The following is a 23,081-nucleotide window of genomic DNA, read 5'->3' as shown; positions in this document are numbered from 1 at the left end:
GAACTTGGCAAGCGGCTTCCAATATACTTATAAGCAATTTGCATTAGGCAGGACAGCCCAACGGACAATGAGTACCACTCTAACAAACAATGCGCCGCCAGAAGTTGGCGCAACGCTACAACGGCTACGGCTGGCGCGCGGGCTGACGCTCGAAGACCTGTCGCGCATTGCCGGCGTCTCGAAATCGATGCTATCCCAGATCGAGCGCGAAAAGGCCAATCCGACCATCGCCATCACCTGGCGCCTGGCCAATGCGCTGGGCGTGCAGATCGGCGAGCTGCTGTCGTCCGAGGTGCGCACGGCGGACCTGATCCGGGTGGTCGAGGCCCACGAGATCCCTACCCTGCCCGGCGCGCACGCCGGCTATTCGCTGCGCATCCTGGGTCCGATGGACCTGGCCGGCAAGTATGAGTGGTATGAACTGACCCTCGCGCCGGGGGGCGAATTGGTCTCGCAGGCGCACGACCCGGGCACTGGCGAGCATCTGACCGTGATCACCGGCACGGTCGAGCTGGAAGTGGGCAACGAGAAGCGCAAGGTGCGGCATGGGGCGACGGCGAGGTATTCGGCCGACCAGAACCATGTGATTCGCAATACGGGCAAGGCCGAGGCGAAAGCGGTCCTGGTGGTGGTTCACCGGTAGGTGGGCCGAAAAGCGGGCCGGGAAGCGGGCCGAAAGGCGGGCCGGCAGGCGGGACGACAGGTCCAGCAATCGGGCATGAAAGCAAAGGCCGCCGGGTTGCCCCGGCGGCCTTTGTCTTGTTCAGCCGGCGTAGCGCCCGCCGATCGTCAATACCGCGTCAATACCTAGTGCGAGCCGCCAACCGTCTTGGCCGCCTCGCCCATCTGCAGCTCGCGCGACAGGAAGCCCCAGCGATCGGCGACTTCCTCGATCTGCTTGCTGGTGGGCTTGCCGGCGCCGTGGCCCGCCTTGGTGTCGATGCGGATCAGGATCGGCGCCGCGCCGGCTTGGGCGGCCTGGGCCGCGGCGGCGTACTTGAAGCTGTGCGCCGGGACCACGCGGTCGTCGTGGTCGGCCGTGGTGACCATGGTGGCTGGATAGCACGTGCCCGGCTTCAGGTTGTGCAGCGGCGAGTACTTGACCAACGCCTTGAACTCGTCAGGATTTTCCGATGAGCCATAGTCTGAAGTCCAGGCCCAGCCGATGGTGAACTTGTGGAAGCGCAGCATGTCCATCACGCCCACGCTCGGAATCGCCGCCGCGAACAGGTCCGGACGCTGGGTGGTAGCCGCTCCGACCAGCAGGCCGCCATTGCTGCCGCCGCCGATCGCCAGTTTCTTCGGCGAGGTGACCTTGTTCTGCACCAGCCATTCGGCCGCGCCGATGAAGTCGTCGAACACGTTCTGCTTTTTCAGCTTGGTGCCGGCCTGGTGCCAGGCTTCGCCGTATTCTCCGCCGCCGCGCAGGTTGGCCAGCACGTAGACGCCGCCCATTTCCATCCACGCCAGGTTGGCCGGCGAGAAGCTCGGGGTCAGCGCGATATTGAAGCCGCCGTAACCGTACAGGTAGGTCGGGTTCGAGCCGTCCAGCTTGAGACCCTTTTTGGACACGATGAACATCGGCACCCTGGTGCCGTCGCGGCTCGTGTAGAACTGCTGGCGGGTTTCATAATCGGCCGGGTTGAAGGCGACCTTCGGCTGGCGGAACACGGTGCTTTCGCCATTCTTGAGGTTCAGCCGGTAGATCGTGGTCGGATTGGTGAACCCGGTGAACGAGTAGAAGGTCTCGGCGTCGCCGCGCTTGCCCGACAGGCCGCCCACGGTGCCGATGCCCGGCAGCGCGATCTCGCGCACCGGCTTGCCTTCGAGCGACACCACGCGCACCACGCTCTTCGCATCCTTCAGGTACTCGAGCACCAGCTGGTTGTTGACGATGTCGGCGCCGGCCAGGGTGTCGGCGCTCTCGGCGACGATCTCTTTCCAGTTGTTCTCGGATGGCTTGCTCACATCGATGGCGACGATGCGCTTCTTGGGCGCGTTGCGGTCGGTGCTGAAGTAGAACACCGTGCCGACGTTGTCGATGAAGTCGTAGCCGGCATCGAAGTTGTCGATCAGGTCGACGACCTTGGCATCCGGCCTGGACAGGTCCTTGTACGAGACGCGGTACTTCGGCGCGGTTCCCTTGGTAGTGGTGATGATCAGGTAACGGCCGTCGTCGGTGGTCTGGCCGCCGAAGCCCCATTCCTTCTGGTCGGCGCGGTCGTAGACCAGGGTGTCGGCGCTTTGCGGCGTGCCGATGCGGTGGTAGTACAGCTTCTGGAAGTAGTTGACGTCGGCCAGCTTGGTCGCCTCTTTCGGCTCGTCGTAGCGGCTGTAGAAGAAACCCTTGCCGTCCTTGGTCCAGGCGGTACTCGAGAACTTGACCCACTTGATGTGGTCCGGCAGGTCCTTGCCGGTATCGATGTCGCGCACCTTGATCTCGTTCCAGTCGGAGCCGGACGCGGCGATGCTGTAGGCCAGCAGCTTGCCGTCGGGGCTGACCTCGGCGCCGGCCAGGGCGATGGTGCCATCCAGGGCGAGGGTGTTGGGGTCGAGCAGCATGCGCGGCTGGTCGTTCAGGTTCTTCAGGGTGTACAGCACGGCCTGGTTCTGCAAGCCATCGTTGCGCGTGTAGAAGTAGCGGCCGCCTTCCTTGCCCGGCACGCTGTAGCGCTCGTAGTTCCAGAGCTGGGTGAGGCGCTGGCGGATCGCTTCGCGCTGCGGGATCTGCGCCAGGTAGGCTTGCGTGACCTTGTTCTGGGCCTCGACCCAGGATTTGGTCTCCGCGCTGTTGGCGTCCTCGAGCCAGCGATAGGGGTCGGCCACCACGGTGCCATGGTAGTTATCGGTCTGGTCGACTTTCTTCGTTACCGGATAGGTGAGCGAAGGGCCGGCCGGCGAGCAGCTCTGCCCCATTGCTGGCGCGGCGAAAGCTGCGGTCAGGACGGCGGCGAGCGTGGCGAGTCTCATGTGCATAGTCTTCTCGGGCTGTTGAATGATGGTGTGGGCTTGTGGCCGCAGGGCATCATAGCGTGAAATGACATGCTTGAATATGGCCCCGCCCGGCGCCCTGCCGCTGGCTGCCAGGCACGTATTGACGGTCCATGCGACATGCATGCCGGGATGCGGCGTGCCCTCGGGAGAGTCCGACGCAAGCCCGGAGGAATGCACGCGCAGGACGGCGCGCAAGATGGCGCGCAAGAGCGCAGGCGGTGAGAACGCTCATGCGCCGGTGCGCCGGAGCAGCCGGCGCGGATTCGTCTTCGACGCCAGCCAGCGCTCCACCAGGGCCCGCGCCCGGCTCCGCTCGGCCGGGCTCAGCAGCGCGGTATAGTCGTTGGCCGCCGTGCTGGCGGCCAGCGCGACGTCGGCCGGCGCCGCCTTGTCGAGGCCGCGGCCCTGGCGCGCCAGCCAGGCCCACATGCAGGCGCGCACGGGATTCCTGGCGACGCCGCGCCCGGCGGCGTACAGCCCACCCAGGTTGTGCTGGGCCGGCGCGTGGTCCTGGCGCGCCGCCCGACGGTACCAGTATGCGGCCAGGTTGTCGTCGCGCGGCACGCCTTCTCCGCAGGCATACATGGCGCCCAGGTTGTTCTGGGCGCTGGCGTCGCCCTGCTGGGCGGCGCGCCGGTACCAGACGGCGGCCTGGGCCGGGTCGCGCGGCACGCCCAGGCCCTTGGCATACAGCAGGCCCAGCGCGAACTGGGCATTGGCGGCGCCGCCCTCGGCGGCCTGCAGGTAGAACCCGAGCGCGCGCCCCGGATCGCGCTGCACGCCGCAACCGCCGGCCAGCATGCGCGCCACCCGGTACTGGGCCTGCACGTGGCCCTGGGCCGCCGCCTGCATGTAGCAGCGCAGCGCGCGTGCACTGTCGCGCGCCACGCCCCCGCCCGAGAGCAACCCGCCCAGCACGTACAGCGCCTCGCGCTCGCCGCCGGCCGCCGCGCGTTCGAGCCAATGGATGGCCAGGGCCGGATCGGGCCCGGCGCCGCGGCCTTCGGCATAGGCCAGGCCGAGCTGGCGCTGGGCGGTGGGGTCGCCCGCCCCGGCCGCATGGCGAAACCAGTACAACGCCTGGCCTGGACTTGGCGCCACGCCCTGCCCGCGCGCATACATCTGGGCCAGCTGCACCTGCGCCGGCACGTGGCCCTGCATCGCGGCCTTGCGGAACCATGCCATCGCCAGCGGATGGCTGACGTTGACGCCGAGGCCGTGCAGATAGCCTTCGGCGAGCTGGGTCTGGGCGCGCGCCATGCCCTGTTCGGCGGCCCGGTAGAACCAGCCGATCGCCGCCTTGTGCGAGCGCGGCACGCCGCGGCCCTTGCGGTACAGGAGACCCAGATTGTGCTGGGCCGAGCGGTCGCCCTGCTCGGCGGCGCGCTGGAACCAGTGCGCAGCGCGCGTGTGGTCGCAGCGCACGCCTCGGCCGTTGTAGTACATGGCGCCCAGGTGGTTCTGGGCATAGGCCAGCCCCTGCTGGGCGGCGCGCGCCATCCAGGCGGCCGCCTTGGCGTCGTCGCGCGCGACGCCGTCGCCGCGCAGGTACAGCTGGGCCAGGTTGAATTGGGCGTAAGGATTACCGCCGCTGGCGGCGCGGTGGAACCACTCGTAGGTGGCAGTGCCCTGGCGGGCGGCATCCTCGCTCATCGAAATCCTCTCGGCGGTCTTGATCCTGTTGTTAAAATTTTAAGGAGAGCGAGGACTTCGGGGTTTGCGACCGCACAATCGGACGGTCAGCGGCGCACCTGCCGCCACGCTTGACCGTCACGTTTGGGTCAGGCAGCGCAGGCCGCCAGGGCGGCAGAGGCCGCCTCGCGGCGTGCGCGCACGGTAGCCGCGTACTTGTCGAGGAAGGCGGGAATCTTGGCGGCGGCGACCTTGTTGATCGAGACCAGCAGCGCCGGCTCGACCTGCTCGATGCCGCAGGCGCGGCCGAGGTGGCGCGCGGCGTGCAGCAGCACGTCGGCGGCCACCTGGGCGTCGGCCTCGGCCCGGTGGGCAGTGCCGCGAAATTCGATGCCGAGCTGGTGCGAGAGCAGGCCCAGCTTGTAGCTGGCCAGACCAGGGAACAGGCGGCGCGACAGCTTCAGCGAGCACACCAGGCCGGCGTGCGAGGTGGCGCGGCCGAAGCGCGCGCCTTCGGCCTTGAGGAACTTCTCGTCGAAGCTGGCGTTGTGGGCCGACAGCACGTCGCCGCCGATGAAGTCGAGCAGTTCGGGCACCACCTGGTGCGCCGGCGGCGCGCCGTCCACCATCGCCTGCGTGATCCCGGTCAGCTGGGTGATGAAGCTCGGCACCCGCACGCCGCAGTTCACCAGCGAGACGTAGCGCTCCGTCACCTCGCCGCCGACGATGCGCAGCGCCGCCACTTCGGTGATGCGGTCGCCCATCTCGGGCGACAGACCGGTGGTCTCGAAGTCGAGCATCACCAGCGGTCGATCATACATACTCATCGTTTCATCCTGTAGTGTACGTGGGCGGTCGTGGCCGGATCCAGCCGCCCCTTATCCGAACCTGCGCAGCGCGTCCAGCGCCAGGCCGGTGCCGATGCTGCCGAACAGGTCGCCCTCCACGCGGCGCGCCCCCGGCACCATGGCGCCGATGCGCTCGCGCAGCAGGCCGACGCCGCTCGAGCCGCCCGTGAAGAATACCGTATCCACGTCTTCCGGCTTCACCCCGGCATCCGCGAACAGTCTGCTCACCGTCGTCGCCACCTGGTCGACCAGGCCGGCGATGGCGGCCTCGAACCCGGCGCGCGAGACGTCGAGCGTCTCGGGCGGCGCCAGGCGATCGAGCCGCAGGCGCACGCTGTCGGCGTCGGACAGCGCGATCTTGGCGCCCTCCACCTCGATCGCCAGCCAGTGGCCGGCGCGCTCGTCGATCAGGTTCTGCAGGCGGGCGATCTTGCTTGGCTCGGCCGCATCGCGCGCCAGGTCGGCCAGCTGCGTCACGCTCTTGCGCGTGTAGGCCTGGTTGATCGTGTGCCAGGTCGCCAGGTTGAAGTAATAACTGGACGGGATCGCCGCACCCGAGCGCAGGCTGCTGCCGTAGCCGAGCAGCGGCATCACGCTGGCCAGGCTCAGGTACTTGTCGAAATCGGTGCCGCCGATGTGCACGCCGCCGTTGGCCAGGATGTCGTCGCGCCGGTCGACGCGGCCGGCGCGCTGCGGGCCGAGGCGCAGCAGCGAGAAGTCCGAGGTGCCGCCGCCGATGTCGGCGATCAGGACCAGTTCCTCGCGCTCGATGCGCGCTTCGTAGTCGAAGGCGGCGGCGATCGGCTCGTACTGGAACCCGATCTCCTTGAAGCCCACCGCGTGCGCGACCTCGCGCAGCGTGTCTTCGGCCAGCTGGTCGGCCCGGCGGTCGTCGTCGATGAAGAATACCGGACGGCCGAACACCGCGCGCTCGAACGGCACGCCGGCCTGGCTCTCGGCGCGGCGCTTGACTTCGCCGATGAACTGCGAGAGCAGCGCGCGAAACGGCAGCGCGCGCCCGGCGACCTCGGTCTGGCCGTCGATCAGGCTGGTGCCGAGCAGGCTCTTGAGCGAGCGCATGAGGCGGCCCTCGTATCCCTCGAGGTATTCGGCCAGCGCCGCGCGACCGTAGCTGACCCGCTCGTCGTCGGCATTGAAGAACACCACCGACGGCAAGGTCGGCTTGCCCTCCTCGAGCGTCAGGAGCGCCGTGGAGGCGGAATGGGTCGTGCCTGGCCGGAGCCAGCCGACCGTGGAGTTGGACGTACCGAAGTCAACGCCGCAAGCGTGCACCATAGGAACCTTTGTCTTGAAGGGGCGGTATGTTACCAGATTTGGATTTCCCTGTAAGCGGGCTCTTACAATCACACGGCGGCGCTACCGATATGGTTCAGTCGATTGCTTTTGCATAATGTCTGCTGGTCGCACACTGTGCTGCGCGACCGCTCAAGATAACAAGAATGCAAAAGGATTGGACGAGATGAGCAAGCCTCAACAAGCTGGCGCCGTCGTGGTACACGGCGGCGCCGGCGCGTCGCGCGGGAACGAAGATGGTTGCGTTCTCGCCGCGCGCCGCGCATTGGCGCAGCTGGAAGTCAACGGCGATGCGCTCGACGCCGCCGTCATCGCGGTCAGCACCCTCGAAGACGACGGCCGCTTCAACGCCGGCAGCGGTTCGGTGCTGGGGCTGGATGGCGCCACCATCGAAATGGATGCCTCGATCATGGACACCCGCGGCCGCCTCGGCGCGGTCGCCTGCGCGCAATCGGTGAAAAATCCGGTGCAGCTGGCGCGCGCGGTGGCCGACACGCCGCACTGGATGCTGGCCGGCGACGGCGCCGCGCGCTTCGCGCGCGCGATCGGCATGCCCGAGAGCGCCCCGATATCGGAGCGCCAGCGCGCCGACCACCGCAAGATCATGGCGCAACTGGCCGGCTCCGTGCCGGCCATGCCGGGCCTGAACAGCCGCCTGTTCGACCGCTTCTGGAACTACAACACCCCGCTGCAGCTGCCCGAGGGCGTCGCCTGCGACACCGTCGGCGCCGTGGTGCGCGGCGCCGACGGCCACTTCGCGGTGGCCTGCTCCAGTGGCGGCTCGGCGCCGGCGCTGCTCGGGCGCGTCGGCGACACCCCGATCGTCGGCAGCGGCTTCTATGCCGGGCCCGAAGGCGCGGTCGCGGCGAGCGGCATCGGCGAGCACATCGTGCGCCACCTGCTGGCGCGCACCGTATACGGCTGGATCGCGGACGGCATGCCGCTCGCGCAGGCCCTGGAACGCGGGATCGACCTGTTCGCCCCCGGCATCGACGTCGGACTGATCGCGGTCAGCCGCCATGAGGCCGGCGCCTTCAGCAACACTGACATGCCTTATTCGAAAATGGTGCAACGATGAACGAAGAAATCGAACAAAAGAACGGCCACCTGGTAATCATCGGCGGCGGAGAAGACCGCAAGCACGACATGGAAATCCTGACCCGCTTCGTCGAGCTCGCCGGCGGCGCCGACGCGCGCGTCGTGGTGATCACGGCGGCCAGCCAGATCGCCGACGAGATGTGGAAGATCTACGACGGTGCGTTCGGCACGTTGGGCGTCAGGGAACGCGCGCACCTCGGCATCACCAGCCGCGAAGACGCCAACAGCGAAGAGTTCGTGCGCAAGGTGGCCGAGGCCGACGGCATCTTCATGACCGGCGGCGACCAGAAGCGCCTGCTGGCCCTGATCGGCGGCACCGCCATGGACGCCGAGATGCACATCGCCCTCAAGGTGCGCGGCGCCACGATCGGCGGCACCAGCGCCGGGGCCTCGGCCATGTCGGGCCATATGCTCGCCCAGGGCCGTGCCGACCTGCTGCCCGAGAAGGGCTCGGTGAGACTGGGCGCGGGTCTCGGTTTCCTGCACCGCGTGGTGGTCGACCAGCACTTTTCGGAACGCCAGCGCCTGTCGCGCCTGTTGTCGGTGGTGGCCCAGAACCCGTATCTGCAGGGGATCGGCATCGACGAGGACACGGCCCTGATCATCGAGCGCGGCGTGGGCATCGAGGTGGTGGGCGAAGGCGCGGTGACCGTGGTCGACGGCCGCTCGATGAGCACCAACGTGGCCGAGATCAAGGACCGCACCACGCCGGAACTGATTGACGTGCGCCTGCACCTGCTGCCGGCCGGAAGCAAATATTCGCTGCCCAATGGCGAGGAGCAGACCGGCAAGCGCGTGCCGCCCCAGCTGCTGGACTTCCTGGAAAACGTCACCAAACGGACGACACTGTCATGAGAATCAAGGAAAAACGCCTGCTGCGCGGCCCCAATCTGTACGCCGCCAGTCCCTGCCTGATGGCGCTGGTGGACAACGTCGGCGCCAAGGGCGGCGGCTTTTCCGCGCGCCTGCTCGACCTACTGCCGGCACTGCCGCTCGAGGCCGCGGTGCGCCTGGCCGACGACGCCCTGCTGGTCGACGCGCTCGAGCCGGTGGTGATGGAATTGCAGCGCCTGGCCGGCGCGCCGGGCGAGCACGGCGCCACGCTGCCGGTCGCGGGCCAGCCCGAGCGCCGCCGCGTGGTATGCGGCTACGCGATCGAACAGGTGGCCGAGGAAGCGCTGCGCACCGCGATCGCCCTGCTCGAAGCGCTGGCCCACTACCAGGCCTTCGACCTGGACTCGGCCGTCGCCGAGTTGCGCGACGTCGCCGCGCACCATGCGATCGGCACCAGCACCGGCGCCGTCGTGAACGCCGCCCTGCGGCGCGGTATTCCGGCCCTGCGCCTGCTCGACTCGGCGAACCTGTTCCAGCTGGGCTGGGGCAGTCGCCAGAAACGGCTGCAGGCAACGATCACCGGCGCCACCAACTCGATCGCGGTGGGCATCGCCAGCGACAAGCAGCTGACCAAGGCGCTGCTCGACGGGGCCGGCGTGCCGGTGCCGGAAGGCGACGTCGTCACCACGGTGGAAGCGGCCCAGCGCATCGCGCGCCGCCTCGGCCGGCCGGTGGCGGTCAAGCCGCTGGACGCCAACCAGGGCAAAGGCGTGACCGTCGACTGCGTCGGCCCGGATGCCGTGGCGCGCGCCTTCGAATTCGCGCGCAAGCATGGCCGGCGCGTGATCGTCGAGGAATACCTGCGTGGACGCGATTACCGCGTGCTGGTCACGGGCGGCAAGATCGCGGCCGCCTCGTGGCGCCGTGCGCCGCACGTGACGGGCGACGGCAAGTCGACCATCCGCGCGCTGGTCGAGAGCGAGAACCGCAACCCGGCGCGCGGCGACGGCCACACCAACATCCTCACCAAAATCCCGCTCGACGCCCTGGCCGACGAGACGCTGGCCCGGCAGGGATATGACCTGGACACGGTGCTGGCCGATGGCGTGAGCGCCGACCTGCGCGGCAACGCCAACCTGTCGACCGGCGGCACCGCCGAAGACGTGACCGACCTGCTGCCGGAAGAAACGCGCGACATCTGCATCCGCGCCGCGCGCACCATCGGCCTGGACGTGGCCGGCATCGACATCATCTGCGAAGACATCGCGCGACCGCTGCGCGATCAGCGCGGCGGCATCATCGAGGTCAACGCGGCGCCGGGCATCCGCATGCACCAGTACCCGAGCCGCGGCACGCCGCGCGACGCCGGCGACGCCATCGTCGAGGCGCTGTTCGGGGGCTGCAACGGACGCATCCCGGTGGTGGCGGTCACCGGCACCAACGGCAAGACCACCACCAGCCTCCTGATCGAGCACACGGTGCGCATGACGGGCCTGCGCACCGGCGTGACCACCACCAGCGGCGTCTACCTGAACGGCCAGCTGGCCTACGAAGGCGACTGCACCGGCTACCACTCGGCACGCAGCGTGCTGGGTGCGCCGGACGTCGACTTCGCGGTGCTGGAGACGGCGCGCGGCGGCATCCTCAAGCGTGGCCTGGCCTTCGACCGCTGCGACGTCTCGGTGGTGTTGAACATCTCGGCCGACCACCTCGGCCTGGACGGGATCGACACCATCGCCGACCTGGCCAGGGTCAAGGCGGTGGTGGCCAGGCGCGCCTCGCGCGCGGTGGTGCTCAATGCCGAGGACACGTATTGCGTGCAGATGGCGGGCGAACTGGCCGACGGCGTGGAAATCATCTATTTCGCGCTCGACCCCGAGGACCCGGTGCTGCTGCGCCATGTGGAGCACGGCGGACGCGGGGTCTACCTGGAGGATTCGACGATCGTGATCGCGAGCGGCCTGCGCCACGAAGCGCTGATGGACGTGCGCGACATGCCCGCCTCGCTGGGCGGCCGCGCGCGCTACAACATCGCCAACGCGATGGCGGCGGCTGCGGCTTTGATCGCCTGCGGATTCGACAAGGGCGAGATCGCGGACGGCCTGCGCGGCTTCGTCTCGGACAGCAAGCACAATCCGCTGCGCTCGAACCTGTTCGACGTGGACGGCGTGACGGTGGTGGTCGACTACGCCCACAACTGCGCGGCCTACGCCGCCCTGGCCGAGATGGCGCGCGCGATGTCGCCGGGCCGCCTGGTCGGGGTCGTTGCCGCACCGGGCGACCGCCGCGACGCCGACCTGGTCGACATCGGCCGCACCTGCGCGGCCGGCTTCGACGAGCTGGTGATCTACGAATCCGAAAACCGCGGCCGCCCTGCCGGCGAAACCGCCACCCTGCTGGCGCGCGGCGCCAAGCTCGGCAAGATCGACGCCGAGCAGTTGCAGGTGGAACTGGACGTGCACCGCGCGATCCGCCTCGGCCTGTCGATGTGCCGTCCCGGCGACGTGCTGGTGTTCGGCTGCGGCTCGTCGATCTCCGAGCTGACCGAAGCGCTGCGCCCCACCCGCCCCGACCTGGCGCGGCGCATCGAAGCCGCCACGATCTGAACAAACCAACGGCCCTCACGGGCCGTTTTTCTTCCTCCCCCAGTCCGCAAATATCCAATTAGGGTCAGAGTCGAATTGTTTGACAACGTTTGCTGATGAGCCGCTAAATCGACTCTGACCCTAATTATCTGCCAAGCAATTGGCCAATAATTCGACTCCGACCCTGATTAATTTGCCGCCGAATCTGAGCAATTGCTCAACAATTCGACTCTGACCCTCATTAAATCACGGTCGCAATCTTGCCGTTGGTCATCATTTGCTGGGAGAAGAGGAAAGGCGAGATAAGCGCATTCCGAGCCAACTGCTGGTTTGGCGCGATAAATGAACGCTGGGACAAATTATTAATGAGGGTCAGAGTCGAATTGTTTGACAACTTTTGCGGATGAGCCGTTAATTCGACTCCGACCCCAATTGTCCGCCAAGCTATTGGCCAACAATTCGACTCTGACCCTCATTCATTGCGGGGCGAATTTGGGAAATTGCCCAACAATTTTACTCTGACCCTCATTGAGGGGCGGCGTGGACCGCCCGGGGTCAAGCCATTTGCGCCGCGATCAGGTCCGCGCTTTCCGGGTCCCCCGCGCGGATGGCATCGACGAAGACCTGCAGCGACGAACCGCAGGCGAACACCAGCACGTCGCCAGGCTCGCACAGGGTCAGGCCCAGGCGAATGGCGTTGTCGACTTCCAGCTCGCGGTGCAAGGTGTCGCTCAGGCCAACCACTTCCTCGGCGCCGGCCAGGATCAGGTCGACCGCTTCGCCCACGGCGCGGCCGCGGCTCTGCGATTCGTAGACCACCAGCTCGTCGAAGCGGCCGCCGCAGACCTTGCCGACCTCGCGCAGGTCGCCGTCGCGGCGGTCGCCGGGGGCGGTCACGATGCCCACCAGTTGACCCGGGAGCATGCCGCGCGCCATGTCGGCCATGGCGGCGTAGGCGGCCGGATTGTGGGCGTAGTCGACGATCACGGTCACGCCGCGCACGTCGAACATATTCGTGCGCAGCGGGTTGGTGCGGCCGTTCGAGACGAAGGTCGACAGCCCGGCGGCGATCTGCAGGTGGCCAAAGCCGGATGCCAGCAGCGCCACCGCGGCGGCCAGCGCATTGGCGATGTTAAAGCGCGCCAGGCCGCCGAAGGCCACCGGCATGCTCTCCACCTTGATCACGGCCTGCTGGATATGGCCGTCGGCGATCACCACCGCGCCATCCTGCAGGTAGGCGCCGCGGCCGCCGTCTTCCAGGTGCTTGAGCAGCACCGGGTTGTCGGCGTCCATCGAGAAGAACAGCACTTCCGCGCCCGGCTTGACGCGGCGCGCCATCTGCACGCACAGCGCGTCCTCGGCGTTGAGCACCACCGCCTTCGAGGCCGATTGCGCCACCACCGCCTTCACCTGCGCCAGGTCCTCGACGGTGTCGACGCCATCCAGGCCCAGGTGGTCGGCCGCGATGTTGAGCACCACCGCCACGTCGCAGCGGTCGAACGCCAGGCCGCGCTTGAGGATCCCGCCGCGCGCCGTCTCCAGCACCGCGATCTCCACTTCCGGCGCGTGCAGCACCGTGCGCGCCGACCAGTAGCCGGTGCAGTCGCCCTTCACCACCTGCTTGCCGTCGATGAAGACGCCCTCGGTGGTGGTCACGCCGGTCACCCGGCCCGCCATGCGCGCCGCGTGCGCGACCAGCAAGGTGGTGGTGGTCTTGCCATTGGTGCCGGTCAGCGCGATCACCGGAATGCGGCCGTCGGACGTGCCCATCAGGCCGTCGACGATCGCCTGGCCGGCGTCGCGCGCCTCGCCCGCGCTCGGATACTGGTGCATGCGGATGCCGGGCGCCGCATTGACTTCGATGACGGCGCCGCGCTGCGCCGCCAGCGGCTGGCCGATGTCCTCGCACACGATGTCGATGCCGGCCACGTCCAGGCCGATCTTGGCGGCGGCGCGCACGCACAGCAGGCGGGTCGACTCCGGCAGCAGGTCGGTCACGTCTTCGGCGGTGCCGCCGGTCGACAGGTTGGCGTTGCCGCGCAGTTCGGCCACCACGCCGACGGGCGGCACGCTGTCGAACTCGAAGCCCTGGCGCGACAGCATGTCGGCCGCATGCTCGTCGAGGGCGATGCGGGTCAGGATGGTCGCATGGCCGGCGCCGCGCGCCGGATTGGCGTTCTCGATCTCGACCAGCTCGCGGATGGACTTGACGCCGTCGCCCACCACGTGGGCCGGACGGCGGCGCGAAGCCGCGGCCACGCGCCCGGCGGCGACCAGCACGCGGTAATCGCAACCCTTCACGTGGCGCTCGACGATGATGCGGCGCCCGTACTGGCGCGCGAACTCGAACGCGCGCGCGACGTCGTCGGGCGTGGTGCAGTCGACCGTTACACCCTTGCCCTGGTTGCCGTCCAGGGGTTTCAGGGTCACCGGCCCGTTCAGGCGGCGCGCCACGCGCTGGGCCGACTCCACGGTGGTGACCACGTCGCCCTCGGGCACCGGCACGCCGGCCTCCTTCAGCAGGGCCTTGGTCAGCTGCTTGTCGCTGGCGATCTTCACCGCGATGAAGCTGGTGTCGCCGGTGGTGGTGGCCTGCAGCCGCTTTTGCCTGACGCCCCAGCCGAGCAGGAACAGGTTGGCTTCGTCGGTGATGCGCTGCACCGGAACGCCGCGCTCCTGCGCCGCCGCGATCACCGCGGCGGTGCTGGTGCCGATCGCGTAACGCGCGGCGATGCCGCGCAGTTCTTCGAGGCGCGCGGCCAGTTCGAATCCTTCGCCATGCGCCAGCGCCGTCACCAGGTCGAGCGCCAGGTCGAAGGCCGGCTCGGCCAGCTTTTCGCAACTATAGGCGCACACGATCCTGAACTGCCCCGGGTGGCCGCTCACCGGCCGCGTGCGGCCGAAGGTGGCCGGCGCGCCGGCCAGGGTTTGCAGCTCCAGCATCACGTGCTCGATCACGCGGCCCAGGTAGGTGCCTTCACTCAGGCGCTGGGTGAAGCCGCCGGGCCGGCCGGCGGGCAGGCGCTCGCCATTGAGCGACGGCAGCAGCTCGATCAGCGCATGGTTGAAGCCCGGCAGGTCGGCGGTGGACTTGCCGTACAGGTCCTGCAGGTCGACCACCGACAGCAGGCATGGCGAGTCGGCATGGACGTTCGGTCCGCGCAGGAAGCGTTGTTCGAGGATTTGCACGTGTGATTCCCTTGATAGTCGTTTTTATATTGAAGCCACGGCCGGCACGCGCTCTCTATCGCATGCCGGCCGCTGGTTGCCGTGCGGGCGGGTCAGGCGTCGAACAGTTGCGTGTATATGCGGGTGGCCATCAGGCCCACCGCCGTATGGTGCGTTTCCGGCGACAGCAGGCGGCCCAGCAGTTGCATCGCCTCCTGCTTGCCGTTGGCCGCCGCCACCTGCTGTTCCAGCAGGCGCAGCTCGTTACCGGCGTCGGCATCGTCCAGGTTGGCGTGGCGGCGGATCAGGCCGCGCACCGGATGCGCATGACTGCGCTCGGCGCCCTGCCCCAATTGGTCGAGGGTTCGCTGGCGCGCGCGCGCGGTGAGCACGCGCTGGGCGCTGGCCGGCTTGCCTTCGGCGGTCGAGGTGATCCAGTCGCGCAGCACCTGCAACTCGTAGGCGTTGAACACGCCGAACATCTCGGCCCGTTCGCCTTCGACCAGGCGCCAGAAGCGGCTGTCCTCGACGTCTTCGCCGCGCTTGATCCAGCCGGCGCCTTCGAGGGCGGCCAGGAAGGTCGGGATCTGCGATGGTTCCGTCAGCCAGTCGTTGACCGAACGGCCGGCGACGCGGCAGTAATCGGAGTGCATGTTCTTGCCCACCCCGCTCTTGGCGGCCAGGATGCCGACCAGTTCCGACTGCAGGTCGAATTCGCCGATCACCGAGGTCGTGCTGGCCCCCAGCTCGTTCAGGCGGTAGCCGTCGACCACGCGCTGCCAGAAGGCGTCGCGGTCGCCGACCTTCGGCATCAGGTCGTGTACCGCCTGCACCGCCTTGCGCGCATGGCCGCTGGCGGCGTTGTCGACGGTGACGTGCAGGGTGAAGTAATAGGGGTCGATGCCCAGTTCGTTGAGTTCATAGGACGTGATCAACAGGTGCAGCGGCAGCTGTTCGTAGCCCAGGTTGTAGCCGACGACTTCGGGCAGGAAGTGCTCGGCGTGGTGGCCCAGCGCCAGCTGCAGCGCGCCTTGCAGGAAGTGTTCGTCGCCCAGGTCTTCCCAGCTCTCGCAGCCATGGGTGGCCAGCAGCTTGCGGTACAGGGTGACGTGGTTCTTGTCGGGCAGGCCGTCGCCCAGTTCTTCGAGGTAGGTCTTGATCAACGGGTGATAGGCGACGTCGTCCCACTGGCGCGTCAAGCCGTACAGCCAGGCGCCGTCGACCAGCTTGGTCGGCGCCACGCCCTTGATGAAGTACAGCGCATGCGCGCGGCACGAGAAATAGCGGCGCGGCGCGCCGTTCTTGCGCGCGGCGAGATAGTCGCGGTACTGCTGGCCAACGATATCGGTGCGCTCTTCGATCCACGCCAGCAACTGGTCCACGTTCGCGGGCAGGTCGGACGGCAGCGCGCGCGCGACCGCGATCTGCCCGGACACGAAGTCCCTGGCCTGCCCAGGCATTGCCGACGGATCGGCGTACAGCGACAAATACAGATCCTTCGCGCCTTCTGCGGTGGCAGGAAGGGCGGCCTCGACGCGCGGCGCGTCGGCAAACAGCATTGGTGTCATGTCTCGCATCGTAAAGTGTCCTATGGACGATTACCGACATTATCCAAGCTGGGCCATGTTGCGAGAATCGGTAGGGGCGCTGCGAGTGTGTAAGATAGGGATTACAAAATGCTATCTCGCGACGCGCTCAGCGCTTGCCAGAGTGCTCATGACAATGCGTCCCTTCCCTGCCGGCTGCCGGCGTGCGCCGCTTGCGGGTCGCCCTGCTCCCGCCTCGTGCGCCTGCCGGTGTTGCCGGCCCGGGCACGCCGCCAGGAAATGCGCCGCTGCCCCGTCAGGGCCGCGCGCCGAGTGCGACGTCGGCCACCAGGCCATGCTCCGACAGCCGCACCGGCACCGCGCCGGCGGCCAGCATGCGGGTCATGGCGTGGTCGCCGTCGCCGGGCTGGACGTCGACCGCGCGCATGGCCTCGGCCACGATCAGGACCTCGACATCGGCCAGGCCGTCGAGCACGGTGTTGAGCACGCAATAATCGGTGGCCAGGCCGCACACGGCGAGACGCCGGATGCCGCGCTCGGCGAGCGTGCGCGCAAGGCCCGTGCCGCTGAAGGCGGAATAGGCGTCGGCGTCGACCGTGTCGGCCTTGGACACGACGATGACGTCGTCCGGCAGGTGCAGGTCGGATGAAAAGCCGGCGCCTTCGGTCCCGGCCACGCAATGCGGCGGCCACGGTCCGCCCTGTTCGGCAAACGAGCAATGCTGTACTGAATGCCAGTCGCGCGACGCGTAGACCGGCAGCGCGCGCGCCCGGTACAAGTCGATCAGGCGGTTGATCGGCGCGATCACACCGTCGCCATGCGGCACGCCGAGGCTGCCGCCGGGAAGGAAGTCAACCTGGAGGTCGACGATCAGGAGGGCATCGCCCTGGCCGAGCACGATGGCGCTCATGAGAGATCTCCGCTTCGAGGACGCGCACGCGGCGTCAAAGCTGGCAGATTACCATGAAGCGCCGGCCAGGGCGACGCGGCGGGCCGGGGTGGCCCGCCGCAGGGAACGTCTTACTCCGCCTTATTGCGGCTTGTTCAGCAACGAACGCTGGCGTGCGTAACCGAAGTAGACGACGGCGCCGATCGTCAGCCAGATGCCGAACGCCAGCCAGGTATGCCAGCTCAGGAAGGACATCAGGACCAGGCAGAACACGATCGCCAGGCCCGGGATCACCGGCACGCCGGGGCAGCGGAACGCGCGTGGCAGGTCCGGACGCTTCTTGCGCAGCACGATCACGGCGACCGAGACCAGAGTGAAGGCGGCCAGGGTGCCGATGTTGACCAGTTCGGCCAGCACGTTCAGCGGCACCACGGCGGCGATCAGGCCGAAGATGATGCCCACCAGCCAGGTGGCGAAGAACGGAGTGCCGTATTTCGGGTGCACGGTCGACAGTTTCGACGGCAGCAGGCCGTCGCGCGACATGGCGAACAGGATGCGGGTCTGGCCATAGGCCATCACCAGGATCACGGTGCTCATGCCCAGGATCGCGGCCAGGTCGACGAAACCGGCGACCCAGTTTTCGCCAGCCACCTGCAGCGCCAGCGAGACCGGATGGTCGACGCCCTTGAAGTCCAGGTGCGGCACGATGCCGGTCATGATCGCGGCAACCACGACGTACAGGATGGTGCAGACCACCAGCGAACCGATGATGCCGATTGGCAGGTCACGCTTCGGGTTCTTGACTTCCTCGGCGGCCGAGGTGACGGCGTCGAAGCCGATGAAGGCGAAGAACACCAGCGCGGCGGCGCTCATCACCCCACCCATGCCGTATGGCATGAACGGTTCCCAGTTTTCCGGGCGCACGTGGCCGACACCAACGGCGATGAACAGCAGCACCACGCCGGTCTTGATGATGACCATCACGTTGTTGATACGCGCCGATTCGCGCATGCCCAGCGACAGCATCGCGGTCAGCGCAATCATGATCAGGAAGGCCGGCAGGTTGAACAGGGTGTCGATGCCGGGACGGGCGCCCGGGGCGGCGGTCAGCGCATCCGGCAGCACCAGCCCGAAGCCCGACATCAGCGACTGGAAATACCCCGACCAGCCGACGGCGACGGTCGAGGTGGCCAGACCGTACTCGAGCAACAGGTCCCAGCCGATCATCCAGGCAACGAATTCGCCCAGCGTGGCGTAGCTATAGGTATAGATCGAGCCGGCAACCGGCACGGTCGAGGCGAACTCGGCATAGCACAGGGCGGCGAAGCAGCAGGCCATGGCGGCCACGATGAAGGAGAGGGTCAACGCAGGGCCGGCGGTCACGGCGCCCGTGCCGGTGAGCACGAAAATGCCGGTGCCGACGATGGCGCCAATACCGAGCAGGATCAGGTCGGTCGGGCCGAGCACCTTTTTGAGTCCGCCCGGCTTGGCGCTGGCGGCCAGCATGGCATCCAGATTCTTGGTTCTAAAAATACTCACTACGTGTTCTCCAATCAAATAGGTATGTGGTCCCGCGTCTCGTCATTGCGCCGTGCCCGCAGGTGATGCGGGCACGCTCTCTTGATCCTGCCTGTTGGGCCGGCATGCCTGACATGAACCGCGCTTGCTGCACCTGCAAACCGTCAACTTTTTGCAGACGTGCAAATATAACCAGAATGCTGTTGCGAATCAAAGCAATCTCACAAATCTCCTGCAATTTACGTGCCGACAGGCAATTTGCACTACTGAAACGCCGTCTCGCGTCAACATCGCGGGCCGGGCCACCGCGCGTGTTTTCCAAAAATCAACATTCGATGAGAGACGGGCTTCGCGCAGGCGCTTGCGCGCGGCGCGCTGCTGGACGAGATGGCGGGCATGACCGGGCACCATCATGCGCAGGCAGGCGCCGTCACGGTGCAGGAAGGCCCTGAGCTGATCGCGGGGCACCTACACGGTGCGCAGCCACGACTGGCGCCGTTGTGGCGGATCCAGGCCGAAGCGGGCAACGAGCGCGACGCCATCGCGACCAACGAGCTTAGCATTGGCGTGGCCGAGGCCGAATGCGATCCGCTCAATCCCGCGCTGGGGGCGGCGAGAAATTCCTGGAGGCGATCTCCACCACGCCGGTGCGGCGCGAGGACGGCGCCACACCCGGGTCGGGCGCCTGGCTCGAACGCGTGACCTGAACGGAGGCCCGATACCCTACAGTGAACGCAGCAGGTTGCGGCGGGCGACGATCGCCGCCACCGTCTGCAGCAGCATCGCCGGCGTCACCGGCTTGGCCAGGTAGTCGTCGAAGCCCGCTTCCAGCGCACGCTGCTGGTCTTCGCGCCGCGAGAACGCGGTCAGGGCGATGGCCGGCACGCCCGCGACCTCGCGATCGGGCATCGACCGTATGCGGCGGATCATCTCGAAACCATCGACCACCGGCATGCCGATGTCGCTGATGACGAGATCGGGCCGGCGCGACTCGACCAGCCGCAGCGCCTCGCGCGCGCCGGTGGCGGTCAGGATCGTGGCGTCGGTGGCGGCCAGCACCTGCTGCACGAGTTCGAGCGAGTCGAGTTCGTCGTCGATCACCAGCACCGTCAAGCCGGCCAGCTCGGGCGGCGCGAGCGGCAGGCCGGCCAGGGGCTCGAGCCGCGCAGCCGGCACCGCGCCGGGCGCCGCCAGCGGCAGATGCAGGGTGAAGGTGGCGCCCTGCCCTTCTCCGGGACTGGCCACGCTGATCGCGCCGCCCTGCAGCTCGACCAGCTGGCGCGCGATCGCCAGGCCCAGCCCCAGGCCGCCGTGACGGCGCGCCGACGAGGAATCGGCCTGGCGGAAGCGATCGAACACATAGGGCAGGAATTCGGGCGCGATGCCGGCGCCGCTGTCGGCCACGTCGATCGCGACAGCGCGCTCGTCGCCTTCTTCCATCCGCAGCGTGACCGTCACCACGCCACCCGGCTCGGTGAACTTGATCGCGTTCGACAGCAGGTTCGACATCACCTGCTGCATGCGCGCCAGGTCGCCGCGCACCGGGCCGGCGCCATGGTCGATGCTGGCGTTCAGGGCGATGCTGCGCGCCAGCGCCGCCGGACGCGCAGTCTCGAGCGCCGCGTTGACGAAGTCCTGCGGCTGGATCGGGGCCGCGTCGATCCGCACCTTGCCGGCCAGCAGGCGGCTCATGTCGAGCATGTCTTCGATCAGCTGCGACTGGGCGCGCGCATTGCGTTCGATGGTTTCCAGGCCGCGGCGCAGCATGGCGCCGTCGCGATGGCCCTGCAACAGCAGTTGCGACCAGCCGAGCATGGCGTTGAGCGGCGTGCGCAGCTCGTGCGACAAGGTGGCGAGGAATTCGTCCTTCATCTGGCTGACGTTCTCGGCCTCGACCCGGGCGCGCTGCTCGTCGAGATACAGTTGCTGGCGCTCGGCCGCCGCCTGCAGCGATTCGGCGATCGTGTGGTTGCGCGCCTCCAGGCGCGCATCGAAGATGGTGGCCAGCAGCGCGATGCTGAGCAGGGCCACGGTGGTCACCGTGACCAGGGCCGCCAGGTGATCCTGGTCGACGCCGCCGAGCGCGGCGCGGCACACGCTGCCGGCCTCGAAGTGGGCGGCGGCCATGCCGGTATAGTGCATGCCGGCGATCGCGCCGCCCATGATGACGCTGGCCGCGAGCTGCGCGCCGCCGCGCGCGTGGCCATCCTCGCGCAGGCGCAGGCCGAGCTGGAGCGCCAGCGCCGAGGCGCCGATCGCGATCGCGACCGACAGCGCGAACAGCCACGGGGTGTAGGTGATGGCGGGGTCCATGCGCATGCCGGCCATGCCGGTGTAGTGCATGGCGTTGATGCCCAGGCCCATCAGGACCGCGCTCCAGGCCAGCTGGCTGCGCCCGAATGCGCGGTGCCGCACATGCCACAGCGCCAGGCCAGAGGCGACCACCGGCAGCAGCCAGGAGGCGAAGGTGATCATGGGATCGTAACCGACCGGGATCGGCAGGCGGAAGGCCAGCATGCCGATGAAGTGCATGGCCCAGATGCCGCTGCCCATCGCCAGCGCGCCGCCGGCGATCCACATGTATGGCGCGCGGCCCTGGGCCTGACGCACCCGCATTGCCAGGCTGAGGGCCGTGTACGACGCCAGCATGGCCACCAGGATCGACACAACGACCAGCAGGGGTTCGTAATACCCGTTTACCATCGGTTCAGTCCCGCTCTTATTGGATTCTTATATTCTCATCGGCCTGACGGCGTGCCGGCATGCCGGCCGGCGCCAGTGTACACGACCTGGCCGGCAATATCGGGTACGCTTGCAGCGCCTGTTCAACGCCAGCTCCCGGAGGAACGACCTTGTCCGACGAACGCACCACCGCCCTATCCATCGTCCAGCAGCGCCGCGCCCTGCTGCACGGCGGCGCCGCGCTGGCAGGCCTGGCGCTGGCCCCGGCCACAATCCTGCCCGCGCGCGCCGAGCGGCCCTTGCCCAGGGTGCCGTATGTGACGACGCCGCCGGACATCGTCTTGCGCATGCTGTCGATGGCGAAGATCGGGCGCGACGACGTGGTATACGACCTCGGCTGCGGCGACGGCCGCATCGTGATCTCGGCCGCGCGCCGCCACGGCGCGCGCGGCGTGGGCATCGATCTCGATCCCGAGCGTATTCGCGAAGCGCGCGCCAATGCGCGCTCGGCCGGCGTGCAGGACCGCGTGCGCTTTCGCCAGGCCGACCTGTTCCGCACCGATTTCAGCCCGGCCACCGTGGTCATGCTGTACCTGCTGTTCGAGGTCAACCTGCAGCTGATGCCGCAGTTGTGGCGCCAGTTGCGGGTCGGCGCGCGGGTCGTGTCGCACGATTTTCACATGGGCGCCCAATGGCCGCCCGAGCGCATCGTGCGGGTGCGCGACAAGACCCTGTATGCGTGGACGATCACGGAAGAACTCAAGCGGGAGATCGGGATGCCGCAGCAGCAGCAGCGCGGGTGATGATGGCGCCGGTGAAAACCGCGCCGGTGATGACGGCGCCAGAAATGCAAAACGCCCGCATGGTGCGGGCGTTTCGACGGTATCCTGTTGGTGGGAAGTGCAAGTTTCGAACTTGCGACCCCTGCAGTGTGAATGCAGTGCTCTACCCCTGAGCTAACCTCCCAACGAGGCCGTATTATGCCATACAGTCTTGATTATTCAAAATGGCAATCGACCAATTTATTCACCGACATCGTGTTCCCGAGAGACCACGAACAAGCAGCGGCGCCTGCATCGCTCCTCCGAAAACAAGAAGGCCGGCATACATGCCGGCCCTTGTGGATTCTGGTGGGAAGTGCAAGTTTCGAACTTGCGACCCCTGCAGTGTGAATGCAGTGCTCTACCCCTGAGCTAACCTCCCGAAGCGAGGCGTATTATGGCACAGAATCACTGCGCCGTCACCCCTGCAGAGAATAATTCCTCCACACGCAATTGCCCTTCACGTTCTTGTCGAGGCCGGCCAGCACCTCGTCGTGCGCCGCCAGTTCGTCGACGCTTGCCGCGATCACGATGATCTCGCCCAGCGGCACCACGTCGAGCGCATCGCCGGCGTTCGCGCTCTCGACTTCCACGTCCATGGTCAGCGAGTTCTGGCCACGGGTCATGGCCAGGTACACGTCGGCCAGCAGCTCCGAGTCGAGCAATGCGCCGTGCAGCTTGCGGTGCGCGTTCGAGATCTCGTAGCGGTCGCACAGCGCGTCGAGCGAATTGCGCTTGCCCGGGTGGCGTTCCTTGGCCTGCACCAGGGTATCGATCACGCCGCTGCAGTGCTCGATGAAAGGCGGCAGGCCGATGCGGGTGAACTCGTGGTTCAGGAAGCCCAGGTCGAACGGCGCGTTGTGGATGATGACCTCGGCGCCCTGCACGAACTGGCGCAATTCTTCGGCGATCTCATGGAACTTCGGCTTGTCGCTCAAGAACTCGGTGGTCAGGCCGTGGACCGCCAGCGCCGCCTCGTCCGACTCGCGTTCGGGATTGATATAGCGGTGGAAGTTATTTCCGGTGAGCTTGCGGTTAACGATTTCGACGCAGCCGACCTCGATGACGCGGTCGCCCGTGCGAGGATTCAGGCCGGTGGTTTCGGTATCGAGGACGATCTGGCGCATGGTGGTCTACTGGATGGATGGGAA

The 23,081-nt window shown here is 67.6% G+C and carries 16 protein-coding genes and 2 tRNA genes; 6 read left to right on the top strand and 12 right to left on the bottom strand.

All coding sequences use genetic code 11. From position 1 onward, the window contains the following. Positions 1 to 67: 67 nt before the first annotated feature. Entirely contained in the window at positions 68 to 643 is a 576-nt protein-coding gene (locus tag ACZ9AQ_RS11385; protein ID WP_429205445.1) for a helix-turn-helix domain-containing protein, read from the top strand. A 164-nt stretch (positions 644 to 807) separates the two neighbouring features. Here ACZ9AQ_RS11385 and ACZ9AQ_RS11380 read toward each other — a convergent pair whose 3' ends face one another. From ACZ9AQ_RS11380 to ACZ9AQ_RS11365, 4 genes are all read right to left on the bottom strand, one after another. Continuing rightward, on the bottom strand, positions 808 to 2,976 hold the full coding sequence (locus ACZ9AQ_RS11380; protein ID WP_429205447.1) for a prolyl oligopeptidase family serine peptidase: 2,169 nt from the start codon (positions 2,974 to 2,976) through the stop codon (positions 808 to 810). Between the two features lie 246 nt (positions 2,977 to 3,222). Beyond that, a complete protein-coding gene (locus ACZ9AQ_RS11375) occupies positions 3,223 to 4,647 on the bottom strand; it encodes a tetratricopeptide repeat protein (RefSeq protein WP_429205449.1) in 1,425 nt (474 codons plus the stop codon). A gap of 128 nt (positions 4,648 to 4,775) precedes the next feature. Beyond that, positions 4,776 to 5,453, bottom strand: a complete 678-nt coding sequence (locus tag ACZ9AQ_RS11370; protein WP_429205451.1) for a 3'-5' exonuclease — start codon at positions 5,451 to 5,453, stop codon at positions 4,776 to 4,778. A gap of 51 nt (positions 5,454 to 5,504) precedes the next feature. Further along, on the bottom strand, positions 5,505 to 6,770 hold the full coding sequence (locus tag ACZ9AQ_RS11365; protein ID WP_429205453.1) for an Hsp70 family protein: 1,266 nt from the start codon (positions 6,768 to 6,770) through the stop codon (positions 5,505 to 5,507). Positions 6,771 to 6,954: 184 nt separating this feature from the next. Here ACZ9AQ_RS11365 and ACZ9AQ_RS11360 point away from each other — a divergent pair, with 184 nt between their 5' ends. The 3 genes from ACZ9AQ_RS11360 to cphA (ACZ9AQ_RS11350) are packed head-to-tail and all read left to right on the top strand — an operon-like array spanning position 6,955 to position 11,326. Further along, complete coding sequence (locus ACZ9AQ_RS11360) at positions 6,955 to 7,866, top strand: isoaspartyl peptidase/L-asparaginase (protein ID WP_429205454.1); 912 nt, start codon at positions 6,955 to 6,957, stop codon at positions 7,864 to 7,866. Further along, entirely contained in the window at positions 7,863 to 8,741 is an 879-nt protein-coding gene (locus ACZ9AQ_RS11355) for a cyanophycinase (protein WP_429205456.1), read from the top strand. Before ACZ9AQ_RS11360 ends, ACZ9AQ_RS11355 begins: the two co-directional genes overlap by 4 nt. Then, positions 8,738 to 11,326 (top strand): cyanophycin synthetase, encoded by a 2,589-nt coding sequence (gene cphA, locus ACZ9AQ_RS11350; RefSeq protein WP_429205457.1) that lies wholly within the window; start codon positions 8,738 to 8,740, stop codon positions 11,324 to 11,326. The genes ACZ9AQ_RS11355 and cphA (ACZ9AQ_RS11350) overlap by 4 nt, the downstream gene beginning before the upstream one ends. 534 nt (positions 11,327 to 11,860) lie before the next feature. Here cphA (ACZ9AQ_RS11350) and cphA (ACZ9AQ_RS11345) read toward each other — a convergent pair. From cphA (ACZ9AQ_RS11345) to ACZ9AQ_RS11330, 4 genes are all read right to left on the bottom strand, one after another. After that, positions 11,861 to 14,494 (bottom strand): cyanophycin synthetase, encoded by a 2,634-nt coding sequence (cphA, locus tag ACZ9AQ_RS11345; protein ID WP_429205459.1) that lies wholly within the window; start codon positions 14,492 to 14,494, stop codon positions 11,861 to 11,863. Between the two features lie 92 nt (positions 14,495 to 14,586). Then, the gene (locus ACZ9AQ_RS11340) at positions 14,587 to 16,041 is read right to left on the bottom strand and encodes an iron-containing redox enzyme family protein (protein ID WP_429205461.1); all 1,455 of its coding nucleotides are present in this window, start codon (positions 16,039 to 16,041) and stop codon (positions 14,587 to 14,589) included. A 274-nt stretch (positions 16,042 to 16,315) separates the two neighbouring features. Next, positions 16,316 to 16,930, bottom strand: a complete 615-nt coding sequence (locus tag ACZ9AQ_RS11335; protein ID WP_429205463.1) for an isochorismatase family protein — start codon at positions 16,928 to 16,930, stop codon at positions 16,316 to 16,318. Positions 16,931 to 17,050: 120 nt separating this feature from the next. Beyond that, positions 17,051 to 18,448 carry an amino acid permease gene (locus ACZ9AQ_RS11330; protein WP_429205465.1) on the bottom strand — a complete coding sequence of 466 codons (1,398 nt, stop codon included), beginning with the start codon at positions 18,446 to 18,448 and terminating at the stop codon, positions 17,051 to 17,053. A gap of 560 nt (positions 18,449 to 19,008) precedes the next feature. Between ACZ9AQ_RS11330 and ACZ9AQ_RS11325 the strand changes: the two genes are divergently transcribed. Next, positions 19,009 to 19,134: a hypothetical protein gene (locus tag ACZ9AQ_RS11325; RefSeq protein WP_429205467.1), complete on the top strand. Its 126-nt coding sequence runs from the start codon at positions 19,009 to 19,011 to the stop codon at positions 19,132 to 19,134. A 16-nt stretch (positions 19,135 to 19,150) separates the two neighbouring features. Here ACZ9AQ_RS11325 and ACZ9AQ_RS11320 read toward each other — a convergent pair whose 3' ends face one another. Then, positions 19,151 to 21,130, bottom strand: a complete 1,980-nt coding sequence (locus ACZ9AQ_RS11320; RefSeq protein WP_429205469.1) for an MHYT domain-containing protein — start codon at positions 21,128 to 21,130, stop codon at positions 19,151 to 19,153. A 149-nt stretch (positions 21,131 to 21,279) separates the two neighbouring features. On the opposite strand from ACZ9AQ_RS11320, the gene ACZ9AQ_RS11315 reads away from it, so the two are divergent. Then, positions 21,280 to 21,912, top strand: a complete 633-nt coding sequence (locus ACZ9AQ_RS11315; RefSeq protein ID WP_429205471.1) for a methyltransferase domain-containing protein — start codon at positions 21,280 to 21,282, stop codon at positions 21,910 to 21,912. Positions 21,913 to 22,000: 88 nt separating this feature from the next. On the opposite strand, the gene ACZ9AQ_RS11310 is transcribed toward ACZ9AQ_RS11315, so the two are convergent. From ACZ9AQ_RS11310 to dnaQ, 3 genes are all read right to left on the bottom strand, one after another. Beyond that, positions 22,001 to 22,075 (bottom strand) — tRNA-Val (locus tag ACZ9AQ_RS11310). Between the two features lie 162 nt (positions 22,076 to 22,237). Next, a tRNA-Val gene (locus ACZ9AQ_RS11305) sits at positions 22,238 to 22,312 on the bottom strand. Between the two features lie 37 nt (positions 22,313 to 22,349). Then, positions 22,350 to 23,057, bottom strand: coding sequence for a DNA polymerase III subunit epsilon (gene dnaQ, locus ACZ9AQ_RS11300; RefSeq protein ID WP_429205472.1), 708 nt, complete (start codon positions 23,055 to 23,057; stop codon positions 22,350 to 22,352). Positions 23,058 to 23,081 lie beyond the last annotated feature (24 nt).

Source organism: Massilia sp. UYP34, from assembly GCF_056279385.1.
The sequence above is the reverse complement of the archived record's forward strand: the minus strand, read 5'-3'. Positions and strand labels throughout refer to the sequence as shown.

What these genes read in the sequence shown, in the direction of transcription:
- cphA (WP_429205457.1), top strand. Translation starts at nt 8,738, where the DNA reads ATGAGAATCAAGGAAAAACGCCTGCTGCGCGGCCCCAATCTGTACGCC.
- ACZ9AQ_RS11370 (WP_429205451.1), bottom strand. Translation starts at nt 5,453, where the DNA reads ATGAGTATGTATGATCGACCGCTGGTGATGCTCGACTTCGAGACCACC.
- ACZ9AQ_RS11340 (WP_429205461.1), bottom strand. Translation starts at nt 16,041, where the DNA reads ATGACACCAATGCTGTTTGCCGACGCGCCGCGCGTCGAGGCCGCCCTT.
- ACZ9AQ_RS11385 (WP_429205445.1), top strand. Translation starts at nt 68, where the DNA reads ATGAGTACCACTCTAACAAACAATGCGCCGCCAGAAGTTGGCGCAACG.
- ACZ9AQ_RS11355 (WP_429205456.1), top strand. Translation starts at nt 7,863, where the DNA reads ATGAACGAAGAAATCGAACAAAAGAACGGCCACCTGGTAATCATCGGC.
- ACZ9AQ_RS11325 (WP_429205467.1), top strand. Translation starts at nt 19,009, where the DNA reads ATGCGATCCGCTCAATCCCGCGCTGGGGGCGGCGAGAAATTCCTGGAG.
- ACZ9AQ_RS11360 (WP_429205454.1), top strand. Translation starts at nt 6,955, where the DNA reads ATGAGCAAGCCTCAACAAGCTGGCGCCGTCGTGGTACACGGCGGCGCC.
- ACZ9AQ_RS11320 (WP_429205469.1), bottom strand. Translation starts at nt 21,130, where the DNA reads ATGGTAAACGGGTATTACGAACCCCTGCTGGTCGTTGTGTCGATCCTG.
- ACZ9AQ_RS11335 (WP_429205463.1), bottom strand. Translation starts at nt 16,930, where the DNA reads ATGAGCGCCATCGTGCTCGGCCAGGGCGATGCCCTCCTGATCGTCGAC.
- dnaQ (WP_429205472.1), bottom strand. Translation starts at nt 23,057, where the DNA reads ATGCGCCAGATCGTCCTCGATACCGAAACCACCGGCCTGAATCCTCGC.
- ACZ9AQ_RS11365 (WP_429205453.1), bottom strand. Translation starts at nt 6,770, where the DNA reads ATGGTGCACGCTTGCGGCGTTGACTTCGGTACGTCCAACTCCACGGTC.
- ACZ9AQ_RS11375 (WP_429205449.1), bottom strand. Translation starts at nt 4,647, where the DNA reads ATGAGCGAGGATGCCGCCCGCCAGGGCACTGCCACCTACGAGTGGTTC.
- ACZ9AQ_RS11380 (WP_429205447.1), bottom strand. Translation starts at nt 2,976, where the DNA reads ATGCACATGAGACTCGCCACGCTCGCCGCCGTCCTGACCGCAGCTTTC.